Below are 23660 nucleotides of genomic sequence, written 5' to 3'. Positions count from 1 at the left end.
TATCTTGCACTCTATAGTTGTGTTTTCACTAAGTTTGAAAAATAAGCGTAAAAATTCCGTTTAAATTGGGAAATACCAACATTCCCCATAAAATAAGGGGAGTTTTTCCGCTTATATGAACCTAATCTTTAGATTTAGTTATATATATAGATATTAACCGGAATATTTCCGTTTATATCAGCTTTTTAAGCACCTACTATCTACCTTAAGCGGAATTTCTCCGCCTATCAATTCCTATACCTCCACGAAAAAATCAATATTGAAAAATCAGAGTCTAATATTTTCCCAACTTGAATATCCAAAACCTTACCATTTTTAGTGCATCAATCCCCAATTAATTTAGCAAACAAACTCGCATATTGACCTTAACTTTTGTCATCCTGTTGAAAGGATTGCGAATAGCATTACATTTATGAAAAGCTTTGATAAGCAACAAACAATTAGCAGTCTAAATGATTTGCGAATTGGGCTGCTAATTTGTTTGTTAATTAAGTTTTTGTACTCGAAAATTCATTCGATCAGTTATATGTAGAGGTAAGTGGGAATTTTCCCCTATTTATGAAACTTAATGGTAACTTATTCGTATTATTTATTTAAGGAGAGTACCTAGTGGAATAAAAGGAGAAAGGAGGAAGTAAGATGATTGATATCATTTTTATGATCATCTTTATTACTTGTATTGCTTACATCATTCAATACAGAATGAATATTAAGAAAGCAGCTGAAATGTCAACGCAGGCTCTATTTCCTAGAACAGAGCGAGAGTTTAATAGTATCCTTATACCTGCTGAGTGGAAAGAAATGCAGCCTATATCAAAACATTCAAGGTCTTATCAATATGTAAAATGGGCCACATTAGCTGCACTTATTTTATTATTTATTTTACTAGTTGTTGTACTAACAACGGATTGGTTAGAATCCTCTTTATTTAGTTCTGCTTATTTGTTTTTTATATTAATTAAATCTGTACAACACAAGGGATGTCTTTTTATCCTATCAAAAGGTGTTATCATAAATGGGAAGTTCTATCATCCAAGTCAAATTTCCTCTTATCAAACAGAAAAGATCATACGTTGGCATGAGCTTTATGGTTATAGTACGAGAGTTGATAATGGATATAAGCTAACATTATTCCGTAAGAAATCATGGTTGAGCCCATCAAGCTATGTGGTTGTTGAAAATGAGGAACATCTTAAAAAGATAACTTCCTTCTTAGATCAACATGGAATAGTGGGAAACCATAAAGAACAAACTACATAGAACTTGTAAAAGAAATCTAAACATGATATATTACTTACACACTAAATGACCAAATTATTCATTTGGTCATTTTTGATGCAGGAGTGAATATAATGAGCATAGATAGGAAGCAGCAAATAGTAGAGGCTGCCACAAAAGCATTCACGCAATTTGGCTATAAGGGAACAACAATGGATTTGGTATCAAAGCTAGCGAATGTTGGTAAAGGAACAATTTATACTTTTTATACAAATAAAGAAGAATTGTTTTCAGAAATTATTGATCGATTATTGGCAGATATGAGGACTGCTGCAGATGCGGCATTTGATACAAGCCATCCTTTTGTTGATCGTGTTCACTTAGCCTTATATAGTATTCTTGAATTCAGAAAAACTCATCAATTAACAATAAAAATCTTTCAAGAGAGTCAAGAACTAGGCACACCAACCGTAAATGAAGGTGTTCATAAGGTAGAAGAAATGGTCTTACTTTATATAAAACAAAAAATGATTGATGCAATAGAAAACCAAGATATCAAAAAATGTGATCCTGAGCTTACTGCGTTTATTATTTTAAAATTGTATGTTGCACTTATTTTTGATTGGGAAAAACATCATCAACCCCTAGGGAAAGAAAAGATTGCTGAAATCTTTGAGGGCTATTTACTTAAAGGATTGTCACTATGATAATCCTCTCTTTTTGATAGAAAATGACTAAATGAACATTTTGGTCAAATAGTTATTGTTGGAGGAGATATAAAAGTGTCTTTAATAAAAGCAGAATGGAAAGCACTCTTACAAAATAGAAAAGTATTGATCGCTGTTATTGGAGTATTGTTTATACCGTTAATGTACAGCGGTGGATATCTTAGCGCATTTTGGGATCCTTATGGACAGCTCGATCAATTACCTGTTGCAGTTGTTAATCAAGATGAAGGGGCAATATTTGAAGGTGAACCTTTAGATGTTGGTAGCGAGTTAATCGAAACACTTAAGGAAGACTCTACATTTAATTGGCATTACGTAGAAAAAGATGAAGCTGAAAAAGGTTTAAAAAATCATGATTATTACATGATTATCGAAATTCCTAAAAACTTTTCAGAAAATGCTACAACATTATTAGATGATCGTCCGCAAAATCTTGAGTTATCTTTTAAAACAAATAAAGGATATAACTTTATTTCAGGTCAAATAGGTGAGAGTGCCGTTGAGAAAATAAAAGAAGAGGTTTCTCATTCATTAACAAAAACATATGCAGAAGGGTTATTTGAAAATATCAAGCTTATGGCTGATGGGATCAGTGAGGCAAATGATGGTTCTCAAAAAATCAATGATGGTGTAAATGAACTGAAGGAAGGCTCAAGCACACTAAATGATAACCTTAAGCAATTAGTTACCAAATCAATTACCTTTAAAGAGGGACTTAATGAAGCTGAAAAAGGTACAGTGAAATTATCAGATGGAATGAGTGAAGTAGAAAATGGCTTAACTGCCATGCTTCAAGGGCAAAACGATCTTTACAATGGCTCTGTTGAAACGGAAAGTGGATCAACTCAACTGGTAGCAGGTTTAAAAAGCTCCTTGGAAGGAATTCAAGAACTTGAGAAATCCTTACCAGATCTAACAACTGGAACCCAACAATTAAACACATCAGCTCCTGAGTTGGTTACAGGAACGGAGCAATTGGCAGAAGGAAGTCTCACAGCTAGTGAAGGAGCTGCTTATTTATCCGAAAATCTCTCTGGTGTAACCAACAAAGTGAATGAAATGGTGACAAAGCTTGAAGGAGCATCTATACCTGAGGAGCAAAAGGCAGAATTAATGGCTTTAGCTGAAGCATTAAACAGTATTAATAAAGGGCAGCAAGAACTTGCAACTAATTTAACTGAATTAACAGCAGGTGCTGAAAAGTTACATGAAAAAGTAGTGGACTTACCGGAAAAAAGTACTCAGCTTTATGAAGGTACCGTTGCTGTTCAAGAGGCAATCGATCAGATTGGGACTGGACAAGAGAAACTTTATAGCGGTGCTCTTCAAGTTAGTGGTGGTCAATCACAAATAACGTCTGGCTTAGCTACTTTTGGCGAAAGAATCAATCAAATGAAAACAGGAGTATCTAGGTTAACAAATGGTGGAGTGAAGCTTGAAAGTGGTATACATGAATTAGCGAATGGGGCGGTGGCCTTACAAGATGGATCTGTTCAACTTGCAGATGGTTCCACTAAAATGGACAATGGATTAACAGAGTTATCCGATGGTACAAACGAGCTCTCATCAAAACTAGCGGAGGCAACAGAAGATACAAAAGATGTTAAAGGAACAGAAGATCAATATGACATGATAGCTGAGCCAGTTCAACTGTCTAAAGAAGAAATAAATAAAGTATCAAATTATGGCACAGGACTTGCTCCATACTTTCTTTCCTTAGCATTATTTGTAGGAACACTTTTATTTACGGTTGTTTTTCCATTACGGAAACCAGCTGGAGAACCAAGCTCTGGAATGACATGGTTTATTAGTAAATTTAGTATTTTATTCGTTGTTTCAATTTTCCAAGCAGTTTTAGCTGATATACTCCTTTTATATGGATTGGGCCTGGAAGTAAAAAATATTGGTTTGTTTTTCTTGTTTAGTATTTTAACGAGTTTAACCTTTATGGCTATTGTGCAATTTTTTGTAACAACAATGGCTGATCCAGGGCGGTTTATCGCAATCATTATATTAATTCTGCAGTTAACCACAAGTGCAGGAACCTTCCCGCTTGAATTACTTCCTGATGTTTTTCAAGTGATTAATCATTGGTTACCGATGACATACTCAGTGGCAGGGTTAAGAGCGATTATTTCCACTGGAGATTTTACTGAAATGTGGAATCAAGCATATGTATTGATTGGCTTTTTTGCAATGTTTATTATCGGGACGATCATCTATTTTTCATTAAAGGTGAAAAAGTCCAGTGTGCAAGAAGACGTAGGTCAAATAGAAGGATAAGAAAGGTCTGATCCGAGTTCGGGTCAGACCTTTTGTTTTGCAGTAGGATTGACCTTATAAAAATGACAAAATAAAACAAATTTATATATTTTTTTCAGAAAATTCCCCCTTTTTACCTAATGTGTTATAAAATATAACATTATATGTAACTATTAATATCATTTGGAGGTAGGAAATGGAGACGATCGAACTAAATATGAATGTTTTATGGATTGTTATTGCCACCTTTCTAGTCTTTTTTATGCAGGCTGGTTTCACTTTGCTTGAGGCTGGGGTAGTAAGAGCAAAAAATTCAATTAATGTAGCAATGAAAAATGTTATTGATTTACTCATTACAACAATTGTGTTTGCTCTGGTTGGTTTTGCCTTAATGTTTGGCAGTTCAGCTTCTGGGTGGATAGGGCTAGATGGATTTTTTTTACGAGGCCTTGGGGAAGATCCTTATAATTGGGCATTTTTATTATTTCAAATTGTTTTTGCCGGAACAGCTGCAACGATCGTTTCCGGTGCTATTGCTGAACGTGTGAAATTTGGTGCGTATATTATCGGGACGATCATGATAAGTGCAATCATTTATCCAATCTTTGGACATTGGGCTTGGGGAAGCTTATGGAATGGAGATAGTCAAGGATGGCTTGAGTCTCTAGGTTTTATAGATTTTGCTGGTTCCACTGTTGTTCATTCCATTGGGGGATGGGTTGCCTTGGCGGCTGCGATTATAGTAGGACCTCGAATTGGAAAATATACTTCTACAGGTGAAAGTAGAAAATTCACTATGTCGAATGCAGTTTTAGCTGTAACTGGTGTATTTATTTTATGGCTTGGTTGGTTTGGGTTTAATGCAGGATCTACTGGAGTAGCAGATGTAAGCATTGCATTAATATCTTTAAACACTCATTTTGGTGCGGTAAGTGGTGGAACAGCTGCATTAATCATTAGTTGGATGCTTGATAAAAGACCGAGAGTAGAAGATATATTAAACGGAATTCTCGCAGGTCTTGTTTCTGTAACAGCAGGTGCTAATATATTAACTCCGGAGTTTGCTTTGATAAGCGGGGCAATTGGTGGAGTTCTAGTTATTTTCTCTTTAAGGTTAATAGACTCTGTCTTTAAGATTGATGATGCCATTGGAGCGATTGCTGTTCATGGTGTATGTGGAGCATGGGGAACGTTGGCTTTAGCTTTATTTGCACCACTTGAAAGTCTTGTGCGTGAAACTAGAATAGAACAAATTGGTGTTCAGCTTTTAGGAATTGGAGCGGCTTTTGTCTGGGCTTTTGGGATGGGATTGATCATTTACGGAACTATGAAATTTACAATGAAAATAAGAGTAGAAAAAGAAGAGGAAGAAGCAGGCTTAAATGTTAGTGAGCATGGTGCTTCAATATCTGTATTAGACACAATTGTCGCGATGAATGAGATTGCTGCCGCAAAGGGTGATTTAACGAAAAAAATCCGATATGAGGCTGGGGAGGACATGGCCGAGCTTAATGAAGCATTTAATACGGTGCTATCAACGTTAAATGATCTTGTGCATCAAGTAAAAACACAAACAGCTAATGTGCTTTCCACAACAGGCAATGTATTATCCCTAAGTGAGGATTCAAAACAGAGTGCCAGTCTTCAAATGACTGAAATAGAGGAAACTTATTCATACGTAACACAATCAGAAAAGTGGTTGGAGAAAGAAATAGAAGTCGAAAATCAAGTCATTGCTGAGATTCAGCAGGCATTCTCATCGATTGAACAAATTGGAAATCAATTAAATTGGATTCAAAAGGAAATATCGGACATATCAAGCTTTGTTCATAATGTAGGAGAGCTCAACGATGATGTTCATCAAAAGATGACATTGTTTAACGAGAATATCTCTAAGATTACCAACTATGCAAATGAAAGTGGACAGATGATTGACATTATTACGGACGTTTCTGAACAAATAAACTTATTATCCCTCAACGCTAGCATTGAGGCAGCAAGAGCTGGGGAATCAGGAAGAGGCTTTACAATAGTAGCGAATGAGATTAAAAAGCTTGCTCTAAAATCTAAAAGTTCTACTGAAGATATTCGAAAGATGATTCAGCAAACAACACAAGAAACCACTGCCGGTTTTTCAGAGGTAATAGAGCTTTCTAAAAAAATAGACCTACTTAGCACGGAATTATCAAAAATGCCTAAACGATTCAGTACAATTGATGAAAAAGTTTTTCAAGTAAGTCATTTTATGAACAGCTTTCTTGTTACGTTAGAACGAGTTAATCAAGATACCGTAACAATCCAAGGAAGAAGATATGAACAACAAGACAGCTTTAAGAAAATGACAGGCAGAATGGAGCAAGTCTATCAAAATATGAAAGCCAATCTAGATCTTACCTTTGACATGGTAGAAAAAATAAAAAATATGAAAGAACAAAATGAAGAACTACAACACTCAGTCAGTCAATTTGTCACGGCTAAGTAACTCTGTATCTATCTAATTTAATCAACAAGAATAAGGTCAGTGGGCTTTATTCTTGTTTTTTGTTTTAGGGTTATTTTTCGTTAAGATTGTAGAATTAAAGTGATTTTATTAAAGCAATAGTGAAATGGAGCGGAAGACACTTGACTCCTGTGGGAGCAGCGGGACAGGTGAGAACCGCAGGCAAAAGCCCAGGAGGCTCAGCGCACGCCCCACGGAAAGAAAGTGTCTGCAGCGCAATGGAACAGCCTAATTCGATAGCCCCCTTTATAAAGTAACATCCTATTCTCTATGAAAATAGGAACAATTTTGAAAAAAAGATTGAATTACAAAAGATATTTTCATATAATTAAACCTGAAAACGTTTCCAAAGGTCAAACAAGGTGGGCAACATAGAGCCTATGGGGAGGGAGAAATTTGTCTACCATTGAAGATGTCGCGAAACTAGCGGGTTTATCTAGAACAACTGTATCTCGAGTCTTAAATGATCATCCGTATGTTTCTGATGAGAAAAAGAAGCTTGTACAGAAAGCAATGGAACAATTGGGGTATGTTCCTAATTCTGCAGCAAGAAGCTTAAGAAATCAAAAAACCGGGATTATTGCTGTTTTGATACCTAGAATATCAAATCCATTTTTTAGTCAATTGATTGAAATCTTAGAGATGGAAGCTTCTTCTAAAGGGTATCAATTAATTATTTGCCAGACACAATTTTCAAAACAAAAAGAATGCCGTTATTTAAATCTCTTGAAAACCAAGCAGGTAGATGGGGTCATTATGACATCAGTTGAAAATGATTGGTCAGTTATTGACACTTATTTGAACTTCGGTCCGGTCATTCTTTGTAATGAAAATGTAGATTGTGCTCAAGTACCAAAGGTGTATATAAATCAGGCAGAAAGTGGCTACATGGTTGCAAAGTATCTGCTTGAAAGGGGTCATACACGTATTGCGTACTGTTCTAGTGGGATGAGTAAAAACGGAACACAGTCGAGACTGGAAGGATTTATGTCTGCTTTACAAGAAGCAAATATACATGATTATGATCAGTACTTTTTTGAAAGGGTTTCCACAGTGGACGATGGTCAGCAAATTTTTCGAAAGCTTGAAAATATGAAGGCTGCACCAACTGCACTAATTGCTGGTGAAGATGCTGTGGCAGCGGGCGTTATCTCTGAGGCTAAGAAGTTAGGCTGGAATATTCCTGGAGATTTGACGGTTGTTGGATACGACAATATGGCAATGACAAAATTAATCGATCCAATGATTGCAACCGTCTTACAACCAGTAGAAATCATGGCTAAAAAATCAATTGAAGTCATTTGTGAAAAAATACATAAAAAACAATTCCGTGTTTTTGAGAACCATGAATTCTCTTCAAAACTAGTATTTCGTGAATCATTGAACAATAGAAATCTAGTTGCGACATCTTAAAGAAGAAGGAGATACTAATCTTCTTCTTTTTTATTTTAATGAATGAAAAAGAAACTAGAGGTAAAGTTCCTAACGGGTTCGGTTTTGAAGTACAAAATTAGAAATATCCGTACTATTTGAACGGTCATTCTCGCTTAAATGAACAGATAATTTGATTAGCAAAAATGCTTGGAACATTTTACTGTCTCCAAGCATTTTTTGCACTCTATAGTTGTGTTAATTAAAAAATAAACGGAAAAATTCCTTTTAAATTGGGAAATACCAACATTTCCTACAAAATAAGGGGAGTTTTTCTGCTTATACGAACCTATTCTTTAGATTTAGTTGAAAATATGGAAGTTAACCGGAATATATCCGCTTATATCGGCTTCTTAAGCACCTACTATATACGTTAACCGGAATTTCTCCGCCTATCAGTTCTATACTAAATAACATCAGAGTCTTTTCTTTCTACACTATTTTCTAACTGGAATATCCAAAAACCTACCACTTTCAGTCCATCAATCCCCAATTAATTTAGCAAACAAACTCATCCTGTTGAAAGGAATGAGAATTAGGGTGCTAAAATACCCTTACACTTATGAAGATTCTTGATAAGCAACAAAAAATGCAGTCCAATTCAATTGCGAATTGGACTGCTAATTAAGTTTTGTACTCGAAAACCAAACTACTTAGTAAAGCTTCTATTTTTGTTCTGTATCAGATACAAAAACATAAAACTGTTATTGAACAGATTAGGCGCAAGTAAACGACTTAGATTTCAGTAACATGCAAGCATTCATTGCAAGTGTTGCCATAGCATTCATGTTGCTCTTCAATTTCGTTTCCACACTCTTTACATTGTTTTTTAGGTAAGTTTCTGAAAAATTCAGTTATTTTCATTATCATTTGGAATCCCCTCCGTTTGATTTTATTACACTCATTGTATTATAACAGATTAAAAAGTGTCAACAACTGTTTTGTAACAATTTTCGAGTAGAAAGGTAAAAGTTGTTGATTTGTAGGAGTTTTACCAACTAAAAATAGGTATTAGCCAATTTTTGGTATAAAGAATTTCGATTTTATGAATCCTAATATTGGTTTATAATGGAAAGGTCTAAAAGGAGGGGAATTAGAGATGGAAGTAACCGTTATTGGCTTTTGGGGTGGCTTTCCAAAAGTAAATGAAGCGACATCAGGGTATTTAGTGGAATCAGATGGATTTAAACTACTAGTGGATTGTGGTAGTGCAGTGCTATCAAAACTACAAGAGTACTTAACGATTGATGAATTGGATGCCGTCATTTTATCCCACTATCATCACGATCATATAGCTGATGTTGGTCCCCTGCAATATGCTCGCTATGTTACAACGATCATTAATGGAAAAGGTAAGACGCTGCCAATTTATGGTCATAAATTAGATAAGGGAGGCTTCCAGAAACTAACATATAAAGATGCAACAAAAGGCATCGAGTATACATCAGATCAGGTGGTTTCTGTTGGACCCTTTACCATCTCTTTTTTAGAAACATCTCATCCGGCACCATGCTTTGCAATGAAAATAACAGATCATAAATCAACTGTCATTTATACGGCTGATTCTAGCTATAAGCATGAGTTTATACCTTTTTCAAATAAAGCAGATCTCCTTATCGCTGAGTGCAGTCTTTATTCACATCAAGATGGTGCGAAGATGGGACATATGAATAGTCAGGAAGTTGGAGAAATAGCTCAAAAAGCAGGAGTGAACCAACTGCTTATTACTCATTTGCCTCATTTTGGAGATCATAATGATTTAAAAAGAGATGCGGAGAATATCTTCTCAGGTAAAGTACTTCTTGCCAAGAGTGGTCTGAAGATTAATTGTTCGTAAAGGGTTACTATATACTAGTGACCCTTTATCTGTAAAAATATTTTGCCCTCAAAATTAATACAGTAATAAAATTAGGCTTAAGTTCATTTAAATCCTGTAATAACTTCAGAGAAGTTCCTATAAAACTATAAAATATAAGATGAAATCCATTCCATGTGATTGTATAATTTTTCTACTTTCAATATAATAAAGATAGAATATTTTAAAAGTTGGCGATATAAGTAATTTATACAGCCTATATGAAAAATCGAATATTCTAGTGTAGCCGTTGTCTCATGGAAAGCAAGGGAGTATTTTCAAAAACATAAAATGAATGGTTACTCATTCATTTTTAAAGGGGTGGGAGAATGAATTTATCTTTACGGTTTTCAGAAACTGTAAAAGAACATGGAACAAAGCCGGCATTTATTTTTGAAGGTAATGAAACTTCTTATTTGCAGTTAGAGGGAGCAATTAATCAATTTGCAAGCAGCTTAACAGACATGGGAATAAACAAAGGGGATCATGTCGCAGTTGTTTTAGGAAATTCACCTTATTTTGTTATCTCTTTATACGGAGCTTTAAGAGCTGGAGCAACCGTTATTCCGATCAATCCTATCTACACACCTGATGAAATTGCTTATATTATTAATAACGGAGATGTTAAGTCGGTCATTACGTTAGATTTGTTAATACCGTTATTTGAAAAAATGAATGAAAAGCTGCCTAAGCTTGAACACATTATTACGTGTGAAACACCACCTACTGATAGCAAAACAGATGTAGATGTAACGAAGCTATCTATATACACAAAAATGAAAGGGTTTACAAAGATGCTTTCAACAGGTAGCCCGAGGTTTGTTGGTCCGGAGTTATCAGATGATGATGTTGCTGTTATTCTCTATACGTCTGGTACAACTGGTAAACCAAAGGGTGCGATGTTGACGCATAAAAACTTATATAGCAATGCAATTGATACGGCAAATTATTTAAAGATGACAAGTGATGATATTGTTGTGACAACATTGCCGATGTTTCATGTATTTTGCTTAACAGTTTCTTTAAATGCACCTTTAATGAATGGAGCCACATTACTTATTGTTCCGAGATTCAGTCCTGAAGTTATTTTTCAATTAGTTAAGAGCTATCAGGCAACAGTTTTTGCTGGAGTTCCAACTATGTATAACTTCTTACTTCAGTATGACAAAGCACAGCCTGATGATTTAAAGTCATTGCGCATTTGTATTTCAGGTGGGGCATCGATGCCTGTAGCATTATTAAAAGGATTTGAACAAAAATTCAAGGTTATTGTTTCAGAGGGCTATGGTTTATCCGAAGCATCTCCGGTTACTTGCTTTAATCCACTTGACCGCCCAAGAAAGGCTGGTTCAATTGGGACAAATATTGTGAACGTTGAAAATAAGGTTGTAAATGAGCTTGGAGAGGAATTACCACCAAATCATGTAGGAGAGCTTATCGTTAGAGGTCCTAATGTTATGAAGGGCTATTATAAAATGCCAGAAGAAACGGCACATACATTACGAGACGGCTGGCTTTATACAGGTGATTTGGCAAGACAGGATGAAGAAGGGTATTTCTATATTGTTGATCGAAAGAAAGATATGATTATTGTAGGTGGTTATAATGTATATCCACGTGAAGTGGAGGAGGTACTTTATAATCATGAAGAAGTTGTAGAGGTTGCTGTTTTAGGCGTTCCTGACCCAAATTTTGGCGAAGCAGTCAAATGCTTTGTCGTCGTCAAGGATGACAAAATGACAGAGGATGACCTTTTGGAGTACTGTAAACAGCACCTTGCTAAGTACAAAGTACCTAGTTCAATTGAATTCTTAGAAGAGCTACCAAAGAATACTACTGGAAAAATATTAAGGAGAGCTCTTAAAGATCAAGTTTTACAAAAATAGTATTTTGCTAGAATGAAATGAATGGTATTTTTTTCATGAACAAAAACACAGATATCCTTATGATATCTGTGTTTTTTCGCTTTAAAGTAAGGAAGTATAGGCTGAAATATAGAAAAAAACATTATTAAATTTTCGAAAAATATTGAACTATTTGATTTCTCCTGTATAATTTAATCAATAAAAGCATAAAAGCATAAAAGGGAACAATCATTAAAGGGGGACTTTTGTATGAAAAAAGGTTGGAAAATTGGTACAGGTTTAATGCTTGCTAGCTTTCTAGCATTATCGGGTTGTGGAGGCAGTGAAGGAACGTCTGAAAGTAGCAGCGGAGACTCTGGTTCAGATGCTGGTAGCGGAGAAAAGACCTATACAATTGGTGTAAACCAAATCGTTGAGCATCCATCACTTGATGCAGCATTAGAAGGATTTAAAGCAGCATTAAAAGAAAAAGGCTTGGAAGTTGAATATGATGTTCAAATTGCACAAGGAGATCAAAATAATAGCCAAACGATTGCTAATAACTTTGTTGGTGATGGAGTTGACTTAATTTTCGCTAACTCAACACCAAGCGCTCAGAGTGCTTTAAATGCAACAACAGATATTCCAATTATCTTTACTTCTGTAACAGATCCAGTTGGAGGCGGCTTAGTAAAAAGCTTTGAAGAACCTGGTGCAAACATAACAGGAACAACCGATACTCATCCGGATGCAATTCCTAATACAGTGAAGTTTATTGATGAAAACATCGATGGAACTAAAGTTGGGATGATCTATAACTCTGGAGAACAGAACTCTGTTGCTCAAATTGATCTTGTTAAGAAAGCAATGGAAGGAACAGATTTAGAGGTTGTTGAAGCTTCTGTGTCAACATCAGCAGAAGTAAAACAAGCAGCAGAATCTTTAGTTGGTAAAGTTGATTCCTTATACGTTATCACAGATAACACAGTAGTTTCTGCATTAGAAAGTGTAATTGGTGTTGCTAGTGATAATGACCTACCATTATTTGTTGGTGAATTAGATTCTGTAGAACGTGGTGGCTTCGCAGCTTATGGTTTTGATTACTATGATATTGGCTTTGAAGCTGGAGAAATGGCAGTTAGCATATTAAATGGTGAGAAAAAAGCAAGTGAAATTCCAGTACAATATCCTCAAAAACTTAAACTACAAATCAACGCAAAATCAGCTGAGGATATGGGAATTGAAATAAAAGAAGAATGGAAAGAAGAAGCAGAAATTCTTGAATAAAGGTGAGAAATTATGTTTACAGCCCTATTTGGATCAGTAGAGTCAGGCTTAATTTATGCGATTATGGCTCTAGGAGTATACCTATCATTTAGAATATTAGACTTCCCTGATTTAACAGTAGACGGCAGCTTTGTAACTGGCGCAGCAGTGAGTGCCGTATTAATTGTTAACGGTGTGAATCCTTTCATGGCCACATTAGTCGCATTGATTGTAGGCTTTCTGGCTGGCTGTATCACAGGGGTGCTGCATACTAAAGGGAATATTAACCCTCTGCTTTCCGGGATATTAATGATGATCGCCCTGTATTCTATTAATCTTAGAATTATGGGGAAATCAAATGTTCCGTTATTACAGGAAGAAACAGTTTTTACACAATTATTAGAAGGCTGGAACAAGCTTGGGATTGATGCTGGCCTTCAGAGTCTCTTTATTTCACTTGGCCTGGAAGGATTTGTCCCGAAAACATGGTCAGTCGTTATTACGATGTTAATCATGATTTTAGTAATTAAATATCTTTTAGACTATTTCTTGAAAACAGAGCTTGGTCTAGCGATTAGAGCTGTTGGTGATAATCAAAATATGATAACAAGTTTTTCTGCAAATACAGATATGTTAAAAATTGTAGGACTTGGTTTATCCAATGCACTTGTTGCATTTTCTGGTGCATTTATTGCTCAATACAACGGCTTTAGTGATGTTGGAATGGGTATTGGGATGATTATCATTGGTTTAGCATCTGTTATTATTGGTGAGGCATTAGTCGGTACAAAAACAATTGTGCGCGCAACGATAGCTGTTATTATCGGGGCAATTGTATATCGAATTATTGTTGCGATGGCACTTCGAGTAAATTTTTTCGAAACAGGAGATATGAAGCTGATTACAGCATGTATTGTTATAGGAGCACTTGTTATTCCGCAAATCATTGATAAGCAAAAAGATAAACGGAAGAAAAGCTTACGAAGAAAGCGGGGTGCGAACATTGCTACAACTAAAGCAAATATATAAAGTTTTCAATGAAGGATCCCTTGATGAGAAAATCGCCTTAAACCATTTATCATTGTCTTTAGAAGAAGGAGACTTTGTTACGGTTATTGGAAGTAATGGTGCAGGAAAGTCTACGCTGTTAAATGTTATTGCTGGAAGAATCACTCCAGATGATGGTGATGTTCGAATTAAGGACCAATCCATGCTTGATGTAAGAGAGTACAAACGCTCACGATACATTGGACGGGTTTTCCAAGATCCGATGGCTGGAACGGCGCCAACTTTAACGATTGAAGAAAACCTAGCAATTGCTTATTCCAGAGTTCATAAACGAAGCCTGAAGCCTGGTGTAACAGCGAAACGACGTGTGTTTTTCAAAGAGCAGCTTGAAATGTTAGGTCTTGGTCTTGAAAATCGTTTGTCTGCTAAAGTTGGATTACTTTCTGGTGGAGAACGACAGGCTTTATCTCTATTAATGGCCACATTTACAAAGCCTGATATTCTGTTGCTTGATGAGCATACGGCTGCACTTGATCCTTCAAGAGCAGAGTTGATTACGAACTTAACGAAGAAGCTTGTTGAAAAGGGGAATTTAACGACGTTAATGATTACCCATAATATGCAGCAGGCGGTAGATCTCGGAAATCGACTGATCATGATGGATAAGGGGCAAATTGTTTTTCAGGCTGAGGGAGACCAAAAACAGGGATTAACGGTAAATTCATTATTAGAAGAGTTCTCAAAAATTAAGTCAGATAGCTCATTATCTGATAAAGCACTACTTATTTAAGGATGAGCTAGTAATAGAAAAGGTACATGTTCCAGTGCGGAGCATGTACCTTTTTCTATTACTAGAATATACTTATTTCTTTAACACGAAACAAGGCTTCTTCATCTGCAATTATTAGTACTTTAGGATGATTGTTTAAAATGGAAGCAGGAAACTCTTCTGTAATTTCACCACTTAGTAGTTTCACCATCGCATCTTGTTTTGATTTTCCAGAAGCTAATAATAAAATTTCCTTACTTTGATAAATTGTCTGAATACCCATTGTAATGGCTTGGGTTGGGACTTCATCTAGACTATGAAAGAAGCGGGCATTCGCTTTTCTTGTGGACTGGGCAAGATCAACAACATGTGTTTTTGAATGAAAGGAGGTGCCAGGCTCATTGAAGCCGATGTGCCCATTTGCTCCTATACCCAGAATCTGTAGATCAATTCCTCCAGCTTCGATAATCAAGCTTTCATACTTTCTACATTCAGCTTCATTGTCATCATTCAAACCTGAAGGAATATGAGTATTTTCGTTTAGAATATTTAAATGTTGAAATAAGTTTTCATTCATATAGTGATGATAACTGTTAGAATCTTCTTTTGAAAGTCCAATATACTCATCTAAATTAAATGTTTTTACTTGCTTATATGATGTGTGATTTTGTTGATGATCTTCAATTAGTTTTTTATAGACACCTTTAGGAGTTCCGCCTGTTGCTAAACCTAGATTCAAGTTTAGATTATTTTTAACCCTATTAATAATATACTCAGCAGCTTTTAAACACATTTCATCATAATTTTTTACTTCAATGATTTTCAAGTGATGTCATCTCCTTAACAGAACAAGCATAAAATAGATCTTGCAATAGCTGCTTTCAAAACTACTCCTCTACTATTTTATGACCATGTTCTTGATTTGTATAAGCGATTTTCCCATTACAAATAGTCATAAAAATGTTCATCTCTTCATCAAGTATGACAAGATCTGCATCTTTTCCGATTGATATGCTACCCTTACGATCAAACACATTTAATTGTTTTGCTGGATTTTCCGAAGCCATCTTAATAGCACTTTTAATGGAACAACCAGTAAAGCGCTGGATGTTTTTAAATGCATCAATCATTTTAAGGACACTACCAGCCAAAGTGTTTTTTTCTAGTAGGGCTTTCCCTTCCTTCACAGTAACCATTTGTCCACCTAAATCATATTTTCCGTCAACAAGCCATTTTGCTCTCATAGCGTCAGAGATTAAGATTAATCTCTCATCTGTTATTTGATCATAGGCTAGTTTCACAACTTCAGGACAAACATGAATACCGTCGGCAATCAGCTCTACCTTTAGTTCATTTTTTAGAAATGCTGCTCCAACAATTCCAGGGTCACGATGATGCAAGCCTGTCATTTGGTTGAATAAGTGTGTAACATGTGAAAGACCATTTTCAATTGCAACCAATACCTGCTTATATGTTGCTTGAGAATGAGCAATGGAAGATATAATTCCTTGATCTTTTAAATATTGTAGAAATTCGGTCCCCCCTGGAAGCTCTGGGGCAAGGGTAACTAGCTTAATATTGTTATTAGCTATTGATTGCCATGTTTTAAAGAGTTCCAAGTCAGGGTTTAAAATGTGTTGAATTGGTTGTGCGCCAGCTTTATCTTTATGAATAAAGGGACCTTCTAAATGAATCCCTAATACCTCTGCATTACCTTCTGATTGTAAGGAGTGAATATACTCACTTCCATTTACTAGACATTTTTCTATCACTTTTATATCTTCTGTTATTGTGGTTGCTAAGAAACTTGTTGTCCCTTCCATTGGAAGAGTAGAAGCCATCACATCCAATGCCTCTTTTGTTGCATCCATAGTATCTGCCCCATTTGCACCATGGATATGAAGGTCGATCATGCCAGGTATAACAGTAAAAGTATCTGGTATCTTGATGATTGTGTAATCAGAGTGACTTGTTGTGAAATGAGACAAACTAATATCACTAACTTTTCCCTCATCTATCTTTAGAAAGCCGCTCTTAATGACTTGGTTTTCAGAGTAAATCGTTCCATTCTGAATGATCAGCTTATTTGAAAATGAGCTCATTTTAAATGTACTCCTTTTATAAGAATTCATATTTAAAGCATAGCATCTCAATATATAGTTGTCTATACCGGTTGAAAAAACCATGTATGAAAATATAACAGGAATTATGACAAACTAACGATTCTGATTTATAAAATTGGTATAGACATCTATATCTAATGGTGATAAGATATTTGTGTAAAAACGCTTCCAAGTAACAAGAAACAACATATTGTAATGCCATTTTATATTTATTGTTATTCAACTTTGGATAAGGGGGAAGTCATATGATGAAATACTTACAAAATATTGGCCGCTCTTTAATGCTTCCAGTAGCAGTATTACCAGCCGCTGCAATTTTAATGGGCATAGGATATTGGATTGATCCATCTGGCTGGGGAGCAGGTAATCCAATTGCGGCATTCTTAATTAAAGCTGGATCTTCTATTATCGACAACATGTCCATTCTTTTTGCAGTTGGTGTGGCTTTAGGAATGTCTAAAACCAAAGATGGTTCCGCAGCACTTAGTGGCTTAGTTGCATTTCTTGTTGTAACAACCCTATTATCAACTAACTCCGTTGCTTTGCTGCAAGGTGTAGATCCAGAAGCAGTTAACCCGGCATTTGCTAAGATTGAAAACCAGTTTGTCGGAATCCTTTCAGGTATTGTTGCTTCTATGATGTACAACCGCTTTAGTGAGGTGCAATTACCTGCAGCTTTAGCCTTCTTTAGTGGTAAGCGTCTAGTACCAATTATGACAGCTGTTTCTATGCTAGTTGTCTCAGTTGTTTTATTCTTTGCATGGCCAGTTATTTTTACAGGATTAGTTTCATTCGGAACTGCTATTAGTAAATTAGAGTTTATAGGCGCTGGTTTATATGGATTTTTTAACCGATTACTCATTCCAACTGGTTTACATCATGCATTAAACTCAGTATTTTGGTTTGACGTTGCAGGAATTAATGATATCGGTAATTTCTGGGCAGGTACTGGTACGAAGGGTATTACTGGAATGTACCAAGCTGGTTTCTTCCCGATTATGATGTTCGGTTTACCAGCAGCAGCTTTAGCGATGTATCATACAGCTAAGACAAAAAGAAAGAAACAAGCAGCATCTTTAATGTTAGCAGCAGGCTTTGCGTCATTCTTTACTGGTGTAACAGAACCACTTGAATTTTCATTCATGTTTTTAGCACCTGCACTATATGTTGTTCATGCAGCATTAACAGGTATATCTTTAGCCATTGCTTCATTATTTCACTGGACAGCAGGCTTTGGGTTTAGTGCAGGATTAGTCGACTTCGTCTTAAGTTCAAGATTACCGTTAGCTAATCAGCCGTATATGTTGTTAATTCAAGGGTTAGTTTTTGCGATGATCTATTATGTATTGTTCCGTTTCTTAATAACTAAATTCAACCTAGCTACTCCAGGTAGAGAAGCTGATACAGATGCAAATGTACAAGAAGAGGGCACGGACTCAGCTGATAATAAGTTCGCTATTATGGCGAAGAAGATATATGAAGGTTTAGGTGGAGATGAAAATGTTACATCTGTAGATAACTGTGTGACTAGATTGAGGGTTGAAGTAAAAGATATGAATGCCGTTGATCAAGAAAAAATTAAATCAACAAACATTCCAGGGATAAATATTGTTGGTCCACAAAGCATACAAGTCATCATAGGGACACAAGTTCAATTTGTGGCTGATGAAATTGAAAAAATTAGAAAATAAAAAGAAGAAGACTACCTGATCGCTGAAACAGGTAGTTTTCTATTTTGTACGATCAGAAAGCATAAAATTTTATGGATGGTATATATGGGGAAAGCTAAGGCTTTCACCATTAGGGCTTGGCGACAAGCCATGCCTTTCCAAACGTATGTCGGTCATACGATGAATTTCTTTAAATAATTGTAAAAACCTAGCATTATTTAATATAATGAATAAGTAGTGATATCGAAAGGAGATCTTTATGTGATTGACAAACATTCTCCTCTTCCTTTGTATTATCAGTTAGAAGAGCAAATTAAAAAATCAATAATTTCTGAAGAGCTACAGCCTGGTGATGTATTGCCGTCAGAGAGAGAACTCTCAGAAAACTATCAAATAAGTCGAATGACGGTTCGACAAGCCATAACGAATTTAGTTAATAAGGGATATCTTTATAGAGAAAAAGGGAAGGGAACTTTTGTATCGAGTCAAAAGTTTGAACAAAATTTACAAGGACTCACAAGTTTTACAGAAGATATGAAGGCTCGAAACCTAGTACCAGGGAGTAAGCTGTTACACTTCGAGGTCTCCCCTGCTATAGAAGAAATAAAAGAGTGGCTTTCCCTTGAAGAAGAAGAACTTATTTATAAAATAAAAAGATTACGTTTAGCAAATGATGAACCGATTGCAGTTGAAACTAGTTATCTTCCAGTAAAGTTAATTCCGGGGCTAACACCTGATATTTTGGGAAATTCCTTATACAAGTATATTGAGGATGACCTACAGCTGAGTATTGGTCATGCAGCTCAAACGGTTGAAGCCGCTATTGTTAGAGATGAAGATATAAAACATTTGAATGTTAACAAAAATGTTCCTGTGTTGCTCATCCAACGAGAAACTTATTTAGAAGATGGTACACCACTTGAGATTGTTAAGTCTTCCTATCGTGCGGACCGATATAAATTTAAGATTAATATAGAACGAAAATAAATAAGCTTTACCTGCAAATGTAGGTAAAGCTTATTTATTTTCAATTTGGGTTAATAAGGGGATTCTTCCACGGTATTTATGAATTAGTTGTTGATTATGAAAATCTGCTCCTTCAATATTTCCGCTCCGAAAAATTGGAGGTTCAAAATCATTATTTATCATAATCTTTATGGCCTCAGCAAAAATCCCATTTAGCATAGATGCTCCAACAACAGTAGAGGTAGGTCCGAAGGGAACACCGAAATTTCCATATGTAATGGTTGCATCACCTGTATTCGCATGATTATTTAAAGCAAAATCAACAACTTGTGATAGATACTTTCCAGTTCTATGTCTAGAAGGTTGAGAATGAATATATTGAAATGAACTAATTCCAACAACATCTGCACCTTTATCTTTAGCATGAAGGGCAACGTCAATAGGTACTGGATTAAGTCCTGAAGTTGAAATTACTATTACAAGGTCATGAGGTTGTATATCCTGATGCTTTAAAAACTCTTCTGCATAGTGGTTTTGTCTTTCAAGTTGAGAAGATCTAACAGCATCTTCGTGAAGCATTAAAGATTCGATGAATATGGGTTTTATTGGTGCTAGTCCACCTGCTCGATAAAACACTTCCTCTGTTAGGATATGAGAGTGTCCACATCCAAATAATTGGATAATACCATTGCACATTATTGTTTGAGCCACTTTTGCTGCAACCTTCTCCATTCCTTCTTGTTCGCTTTGCATGACTAAACTCAATTTTTCTTGTATTTTTTCAAAATAGGCATCAAGCAAGTTATCCCACCTTTAAGAAATAAAAGTTACTTTTAATGTACCTTATGGTGTGAAGAAATGGAAGGAGATAACGTGAGAAAAGATAAAAGTATTGTATGTTAAAAAGTACGATTGTATAATATATTATACAATAACAAAAAATGGGAGAAATATATGAATTCAATTCAAACTCAAATTGCGGAGAATCTAAAAAATATACGTAAGCTTAGAGGGTATAGTTATGATCAGCTTGCTCAATTAACTGGTGTAAGCAAGGGGATGCTTTCACAAATCGAAAAAGGAGAATCAAGTCCAACGGTAAACACTCTTTGGAAGATTGCAAACGGTCTTCAAGTGTCATTTTCTTCATTAGTGGAGGAGAAAGAACCTACTGTTACAGTTGTGAGACTACACGAAAAAACAGCAGTAACAGAAAATGACGAACAATTACAAGTATATCCTTATTTTCCATTTGATTCATCTAAAAAGTTTGAGGTGTATTTTCTTGAATTAATGCCAGGTTGTGTTCATAAATCAGAAAGACATCATGGAAGTGTTGAGGAATATATTTTAGTTTGTGATGGAGAAGCAACAATCTCCATTCAAGATGTTAAATATGTTCTGAAAAAAGGGGATTCTATGCGTTTTCAGGCAAGTCAGTCCCATACGTATGCAAATCTTACGGATCAAAAAACGAGTTTTTATCTACTAATGTATTATTCATAAATCATGATGAGCAATAAAAAGGAGGTATTATTATGTCTACAACCACTTTAGCGAAAAAGCAATCTGATTTTCTTCAAGGAACACAAGGTGGGATTAGCATTGCGATTGGGTATTTACCTGTTGCTTTAACATTTGGCTTACTATCAAAATCTACTGGACTCTCACTTTCTGAGACAGTGTTAATGAGTTTAATTGTGTTTGCCGGTGCTTCACAATATATATGTTTAAGTTTACTAGCTGTTGGTACGGGAATTATCGAAATTATTTTCACAACATTCATCGTTAATATTCGCCATTTTTTAATGTCTGCTTCACTAAGTGAGAAGGTTGAAAATGACTCATTGTGGAAAAAGGCTCTGTATTCCTTTGGATTAACGGATGAAACGTTTACGGTGGCATCAACGAGGGATGGTAACGTCAATGCAGGATATTTATTTGGACTTATGCTTATTTCTTATGCAAGTTGGGTTATTAACTCAGGAATAGGATATGTTATTGGGGCAAGCTTGCCGACAACTGTTCAAGAAAGCATGGGTATTGCGTTGTATGCCATGTTTATTGGGTTATTAATCCCATCACTTAAGAAGCATCGAAAAGTGATGTATTTGGCAGTGGTTGCTGCGATTTTGAATTCACTTTGTTATGCATCTCAAATGATTTCAACAGGCTGGGCAATTGTTTTATCAACCTTGCTTTCAGCAATAATCGTGGAATTTTTCTATTCTAAACAAACAAATGAGGTGGAACAACGTGGATAAAACAATTTTATTGATGATTATTGGGATGGGATTAGTTACATATTTACCAAGAATGATTCCTTTAGTTGCGTTAGGTCAGTTAAAATTGCCGGTATTTGTCCAAAATGTATTAAAGAATGTACCATATGCAACATTAGGTGCTTTAATTGTTCCAGGAATTTTTCTGATTAGTGATGATATCGTTTTCGGATTAGTAGGTGCGGCTGCAGCAACTCTAATAGCTTTTACTGGCGCAAATGTAATTGTTGTTGTTATGGGATCAATTGGTACCCTTGTTTTATATAGCATGTTTTTTTCGTAGGTTGAGAGGGAACAAAGACTTAAACGCCTTCCCTTTTCAGTTCTAATGAAACGAGCTAAGCACTAAACTAGAAATAAGAGCTTGTTCAAGGGGGAATGTGCGGATGAGGAAATGGTTAACGCGATCAATTTTACTTTATTTTGTATATGGATTAGCAGTGTACTGGTATTTATTTATCTTTTCCGGATCAGGCGTACCGGCCCCTTATGAGGGAACATCAGCTGATCCTGCAACCTTTATGACAGGAAGAGAATTGGTCTTGTCACAGGAATATTCGACCATTCGAAACTTCTTGTATTTTGTAACGATTCCGTTTGAATGGTTTTTATTATTTGTGTTCATGATAACTGGTTTTTCTCGTAAAATGCAGGACTGGTCAAATGCGACCTCGAAAATTTTCAGCTTGCAATCAGCTATATACTTTTTTTGGTTATCATTATTTATTAGTATTCTTTCCTTTCCTGTAGACATGATTGGTTATCAATTATCAAAAATGTATCATATTACAACGCAATCCTTTTCAGCTTGGATGAAGGATCAGCTCATTGATTTTTGGGTTAATTACTTGCTGATGACAGTTATCATCATTGTTCTTTACTGGCTTATCAAACGTTTTGAAAAAAGATGGTGGCTTTACGCATGGTTTTTATCGATTCCTTTCTCGTTATTTCTTATGTTTTTTCAACCGGTAGTTATTGATCCACTTTATAATGATTTCTATCCGTTACAAAACAAAGAACTAGAGGAAAAGATATTAGAGTTGGCTGATCAAGCTAATATTCCTGCTGAGCATGTATATGAAGTAAATATGTCAGAAAAAACAAATGCACTGAATGCGTATGTAACAGGAATTGGGTCTAACTCCAGAATTGTATTATGGGATACTACGTTAACTCGTTTAAGTGAAGAAGAAATCTTGTTTATTATGGCTCATGAAATGGGTCATTACGTGATGAATCATATTTATGTAGGTATTGCAGGTTATTTATTATTAAGCTTAGTTGGCTTATTTTTAATTGATAAGTTAATGAGATTGTTTATTAAGCGCAACGGTAAGTTTTTAAAGATCAGGTCAATGAAAGAGTTACCTTCCTTTCCGTTATTTTTATTGCTTTTAGGCGTGCTAACCTTTGCTTCAAGTCCACTTTCAAATACGGTAGCAAGGTATCAGGAAAAGTCAGCAGATATGTATGCGATTGAGATGACAGGTAACCATGAGGCTGCTATACAATCTTTCCAAGAGTTATCTAGGGCAGGGCTAAGTCAAGTTAATCCTCCAACATTGGTTAAGATTTTCCGGTATACGCATCCTACGATGTTGGAAAGAATTCTATATTTAGAAGAACATAAAAAAACAGAATGAAGATGAATCTGTTTTATAACAAGACTATTTTTTATATAGTTTAATCACAAGAATGGGCTCGTTCCATTGCGCTCCAGACACTTGCTTTCCGA

General features: G+C 35.5%; 20 protein-coding genes. 16 read left to right on the top strand and 4 right to left on the bottom strand.

The genetic code is table 11. From position 1 onward, the window contains the following. Positions 1–639: 639 nt before the first annotated feature. The 5 genes from ACEWK1_RS14985 (at position 640) to ACEWK1_RS14965 (ending at position 8121) form a co-directional block, all read left to right on the top strand. A complete protein-coding gene (locus ACEWK1_RS14985; RefSeq protein WP_212136086.1) occupies positions 640–1260 on the top strand; it encodes a hypothetical protein in 621 nt (206 codons plus the stop codon). Between the two features lie 92 nt (positions 1261–1352). After that, positions 1353–1925 carry a TetR/AcrR family transcriptional regulator gene (locus ACEWK1_RS14980; protein ID WP_121664644.1) on the top strand — a complete coding sequence of 191 codons (573 nt, stop codon included), beginning with the start codon at positions 1353–1355 and terminating at the stop codon, positions 1923–1925. A 75-nt stretch (positions 1926–2000) separates the two neighbouring features. After that, complete coding sequence (locus ACEWK1_RS14975; protein ID WP_212136087.1) at positions 2001–4229, top strand: YhgE/Pip domain-containing protein; 2229 nt, start codon at positions 2001–2003, stop codon at positions 4227–4229. Between the two features lie 175 nt (positions 4230–4404). Beyond that, a complete protein-coding gene (gene amt / locus ACEWK1_RS14970) occupies positions 4405–6690 on the top strand; it encodes an ammonium transporter (RefSeq protein ID WP_121664646.1) in 2286 nt (761 codons plus the stop codon). A 414-nt stretch (positions 6691–7104) separates the two neighbouring features. Continuing rightward, on the top strand, positions 7105–8121 hold the full coding sequence (locus ACEWK1_RS14965; RefSeq protein WP_121664647.1) for a LacI family DNA-binding transcriptional regulator: 1017 nt from the start codon (positions 7105–7107) through the stop codon (positions 8119–8121). 753 nt (positions 8122–8874) lie between these two features. On the opposite strand, the gene yhfH is transcribed toward ACEWK1_RS14965, so the two are convergent. Next, entirely contained in the window at positions 8875–9009 is a 135-nt protein-coding gene (gene yhfH, locus ACEWK1_RS14960; protein ID WP_098794870.1) for a protein YhfH, read from the bottom strand. Between the two features lie 229 nt (positions 9010–9238). On the opposite strand from yhfH, the gene ACEWK1_RS14955 reads away from it, so the two are divergent. The 5 genes from ACEWK1_RS14955 to ACEWK1_RS14935 all read left to right on the top strand — a co-directional run bounded on the left by ACEWK1_RS14955 (position 9239) and on the right by ACEWK1_RS14935 (position 14902). Further along, positions 9239–9976: an MBL fold metallo-hydrolase gene (locus ACEWK1_RS14955; protein ID WP_212136088.1), complete on the top strand. Its 738-nt coding sequence runs from the start codon at positions 9239–9241 to the stop codon at positions 9974–9976. A gap of 347 nt (positions 9977–10323) precedes the next feature. After that, positions 10324–11880 (top strand): fatty acid--CoA ligase family protein, encoded by a 1557-nt coding sequence (locus tag ACEWK1_RS14950; protein WP_212136089.1) that lies wholly within the window; start codon positions 10324–10326, stop codon positions 11878–11880. Positions 11881–12108: 228 nt separating this feature from the next. After that, positions 12109–13125, top strand: a complete 1017-nt coding sequence (locus tag ACEWK1_RS14945; RefSeq protein WP_121664650.1) for an ABC transporter substrate-binding protein — start codon at positions 12109–12111, stop codon at positions 13123–13125. Positions 13126–13137: 12 nt separating this feature from the next. Continuing rightward, on the top strand, positions 13138–14133 hold the full coding sequence (locus tag ACEWK1_RS14940; protein WP_121664651.1) for an ABC transporter permease: 996 nt from the start codon (positions 13138–13140) through the stop codon (positions 14131–14133). After that, positions 14108–14902, top strand: a complete 795-nt coding sequence (locus tag ACEWK1_RS14935; RefSeq protein WP_212136090.1) for an ABC transporter ATP-binding protein — start codon at positions 14108–14110, stop codon at positions 14900–14902. Before ACEWK1_RS14940 ends, ACEWK1_RS14935 begins: the two co-directional genes overlap by 26 nt. A gap of 61 nt (positions 14903–14963) precedes the next feature. Here ACEWK1_RS14935 and nagB read toward each other — a convergent pair whose 3' ends face one another. Both nagB and nagA read right to left on the bottom strand, forming a co-directional pair. Then, positions 14964–15707 carry a glucosamine-6-phosphate deaminase gene (gene nagB, locus ACEWK1_RS14930; protein ID WP_212136091.1) on the bottom strand — a complete coding sequence of 248 codons (744 nt, stop codon included), beginning with the start codon at positions 15705–15707 and terminating at the stop codon, positions 14964–14966. 61 nt (positions 15708–15768) lie between these two features. Further along, the gene (gene nagA / locus ACEWK1_RS14925; protein WP_212136092.1) at positions 15769–16983 is read right to left on the bottom strand and encodes an N-acetylglucosamine-6-phosphate deacetylase; all 1215 of its coding nucleotides are present in this window, start codon (positions 16981–16983) and stop codon (positions 15769–15771) included. 266 nt (positions 16984–17249) lie between these two features. Here nagA and nagE point away from each other — a divergent pair, with 266 nt between their 5' ends. Together nagE and ACEWK1_RS14915 are read left to right on the top strand one after the other, a co-directional pair. Further along, positions 17250–18695, top strand: coding sequence for an N-acetylglucosamine-specific PTS transporter subunit IIBC (gene nagE, locus ACEWK1_RS14920; RefSeq protein WP_212136093.1), 1446 nt, complete (start codon positions 17250–17252; stop codon positions 18693–18695). Positions 18696–18935: 240 nt separating this feature from the next. Next, positions 18936–19661: a GntR family transcriptional regulator gene (locus tag ACEWK1_RS14915; protein ID WP_212136094.1), complete on the top strand. Its 726-nt coding sequence runs from the start codon at positions 18936–18938 to the stop codon at positions 19659–19661. A 30-nt stretch (positions 19662–19691) separates the two neighbouring features. Here the strand turns inward: ACEWK1_RS14915 and ACEWK1_RS14910 are convergent, their stop codons facing one another. After that, the gene (locus ACEWK1_RS14910; protein ID WP_212136095.1) at positions 19692–20441 is read right to left on the bottom strand and encodes an SIS domain-containing protein; all 750 of its coding nucleotides are present in this window, start codon (positions 20439–20441) and stop codon (positions 19692–19694) included. Positions 20442–20594: 153 nt separating this feature from the next. Between ACEWK1_RS14910 and ACEWK1_RS14905 the strand changes: the two genes are divergently transcribed. The 4 genes from ACEWK1_RS14905 (at position 20595) to ACEWK1_RS14890 (ending at position 23568) form a co-directional block, all read left to right on the top strand. Continuing rightward, positions 20595–21146 carry a helix-turn-helix domain-containing protein gene (locus tag ACEWK1_RS14905; RefSeq protein WP_212136096.1) on the top strand — a complete coding sequence of 184 codons (552 nt, stop codon included), beginning with the start codon at positions 20595–20597 and terminating at the stop codon, positions 21144–21146. Positions 21147–21178: 32 nt separating this feature from the next. Further along, entirely contained in the window at positions 21179–21904 is a 726-nt protein-coding gene (locus ACEWK1_RS14900; RefSeq protein WP_121664658.1) for an AzlC family ABC transporter permease, read from the top strand. Further along, positions 21897–22205, top strand: coding sequence for an AzlD domain-containing protein (locus ACEWK1_RS14895; RefSeq protein ID WP_098794861.1), 309 nt, complete (start codon positions 21897–21899; stop codon positions 22203–22205). The genes ACEWK1_RS14900 and ACEWK1_RS14895 overlap by 8 nt, the downstream gene beginning before the upstream one ends. Positions 22206–22308: 103 nt before the next feature. After that, positions 22309–23568 carry a M48 family metallopeptidase gene (locus ACEWK1_RS14890; RefSeq protein ID WP_212136097.1) on the top strand — a complete coding sequence of 420 codons (1260 nt, stop codon included), beginning with the start codon at positions 22309–22311 and terminating at the stop codon, positions 23566–23568. Positions 23569–23660 lie beyond the last annotated feature (92 nt).

It is taken from the genome of Metabacillus sp. YM-086, assembly GCF_048059995.1.
Taxonomy (GTDB): Bacteria; Bacillota; Bacilli; order Bacillales; family Bacillaceae; genus Metabacillus; species Metabacillus litoralis_B.
The sequence above is the reverse complement of the archived record's forward strand: the minus strand, read 5'-3'. Positions and strand labels throughout refer to the sequence as shown.

Bases quoted from the DNA above. Each gene is read 5' to 3' on its own strand.
- ACEWK1_RS14985 (WP_212136086.1), top strand. From the start codon at position 640: ATGATTGATATCATTTTTATGATCATCTTTATTACTTGTATTGCTTAC.
- ACEWK1_RS14980 (WP_121664644.1), top strand. From the start codon at position 1,353: ATGAGCATAGATAGGAAGCAGCAAATAGTAGAGGCTGCCACAAAAGCA.
- amt (WP_121664646.1), top strand. From the start codon at position 4,405: ATGGAGACGATCGAACTAAATATGAATGTTTTATGGATTGTTATTGCC.
- yhfH (WP_098794870.1), bottom strand. From the start codon at position 9,009: ATGATAATGAAAATAACTGAATTTTTCAGAAACTTACCTAAAAAACAA.
- ACEWK1_RS14955 (WP_212136088.1), top strand. From the start codon at position 9,239: ATGGAAGTAACCGTTATTGGCTTTTGGGGTGGCTTTCCAAAAGTAAAT.
- ACEWK1_RS14950 (WP_212136089.1), top strand. From the start codon at position 10,324: ATGAATTTATCTTTACGGTTTTCAGAAACTGTAAAAGAACATGGAACA.
- ACEWK1_RS14945 (WP_121664650.1), top strand. From the start codon at position 12,109: ATGAAAAAAGGTTGGAAAATTGGTACAGGTTTAATGCTTGCTAGCTTT.
- ACEWK1_RS14940 (WP_121664651.1), top strand. From the start codon at position 13,138: ATGTTTACAGCCCTATTTGGATCAGTAGAGTCAGGCTTAATTTATGCG.
- nagA (WP_212136092.1), bottom strand. From the start codon at position 16,983: ATGAGCTCATTTTCAAATAAGCTGATCATTCAGAATGGAACGATTTAC.
- nagE (WP_212136093.1), top strand. From the start codon at position 17,250: ATGATGAAATACTTACAAAATATTGGCCGCTCTTTAATGCTTCCAGTA.
- ACEWK1_RS14905 (WP_212136096.1), top strand. From the start codon at position 20,595: ATGAATTCAATTCAAACTCAAATTGCGGAGAATCTAAAAAATATACGT.
- ACEWK1_RS14900 (WP_121664658.1), top strand. From the start codon at position 21,179: ATGTCTACAACCACTTTAGCGAAAAAGCAATCTGATTTTCTTCAAGGA.
- ACEWK1_RS14890 (WP_212136097.1), top strand. From the start codon at position 22,309: ATGAGGAAATGGTTAACGCGATCAATTTTACTTTATTTTGTATATGGA.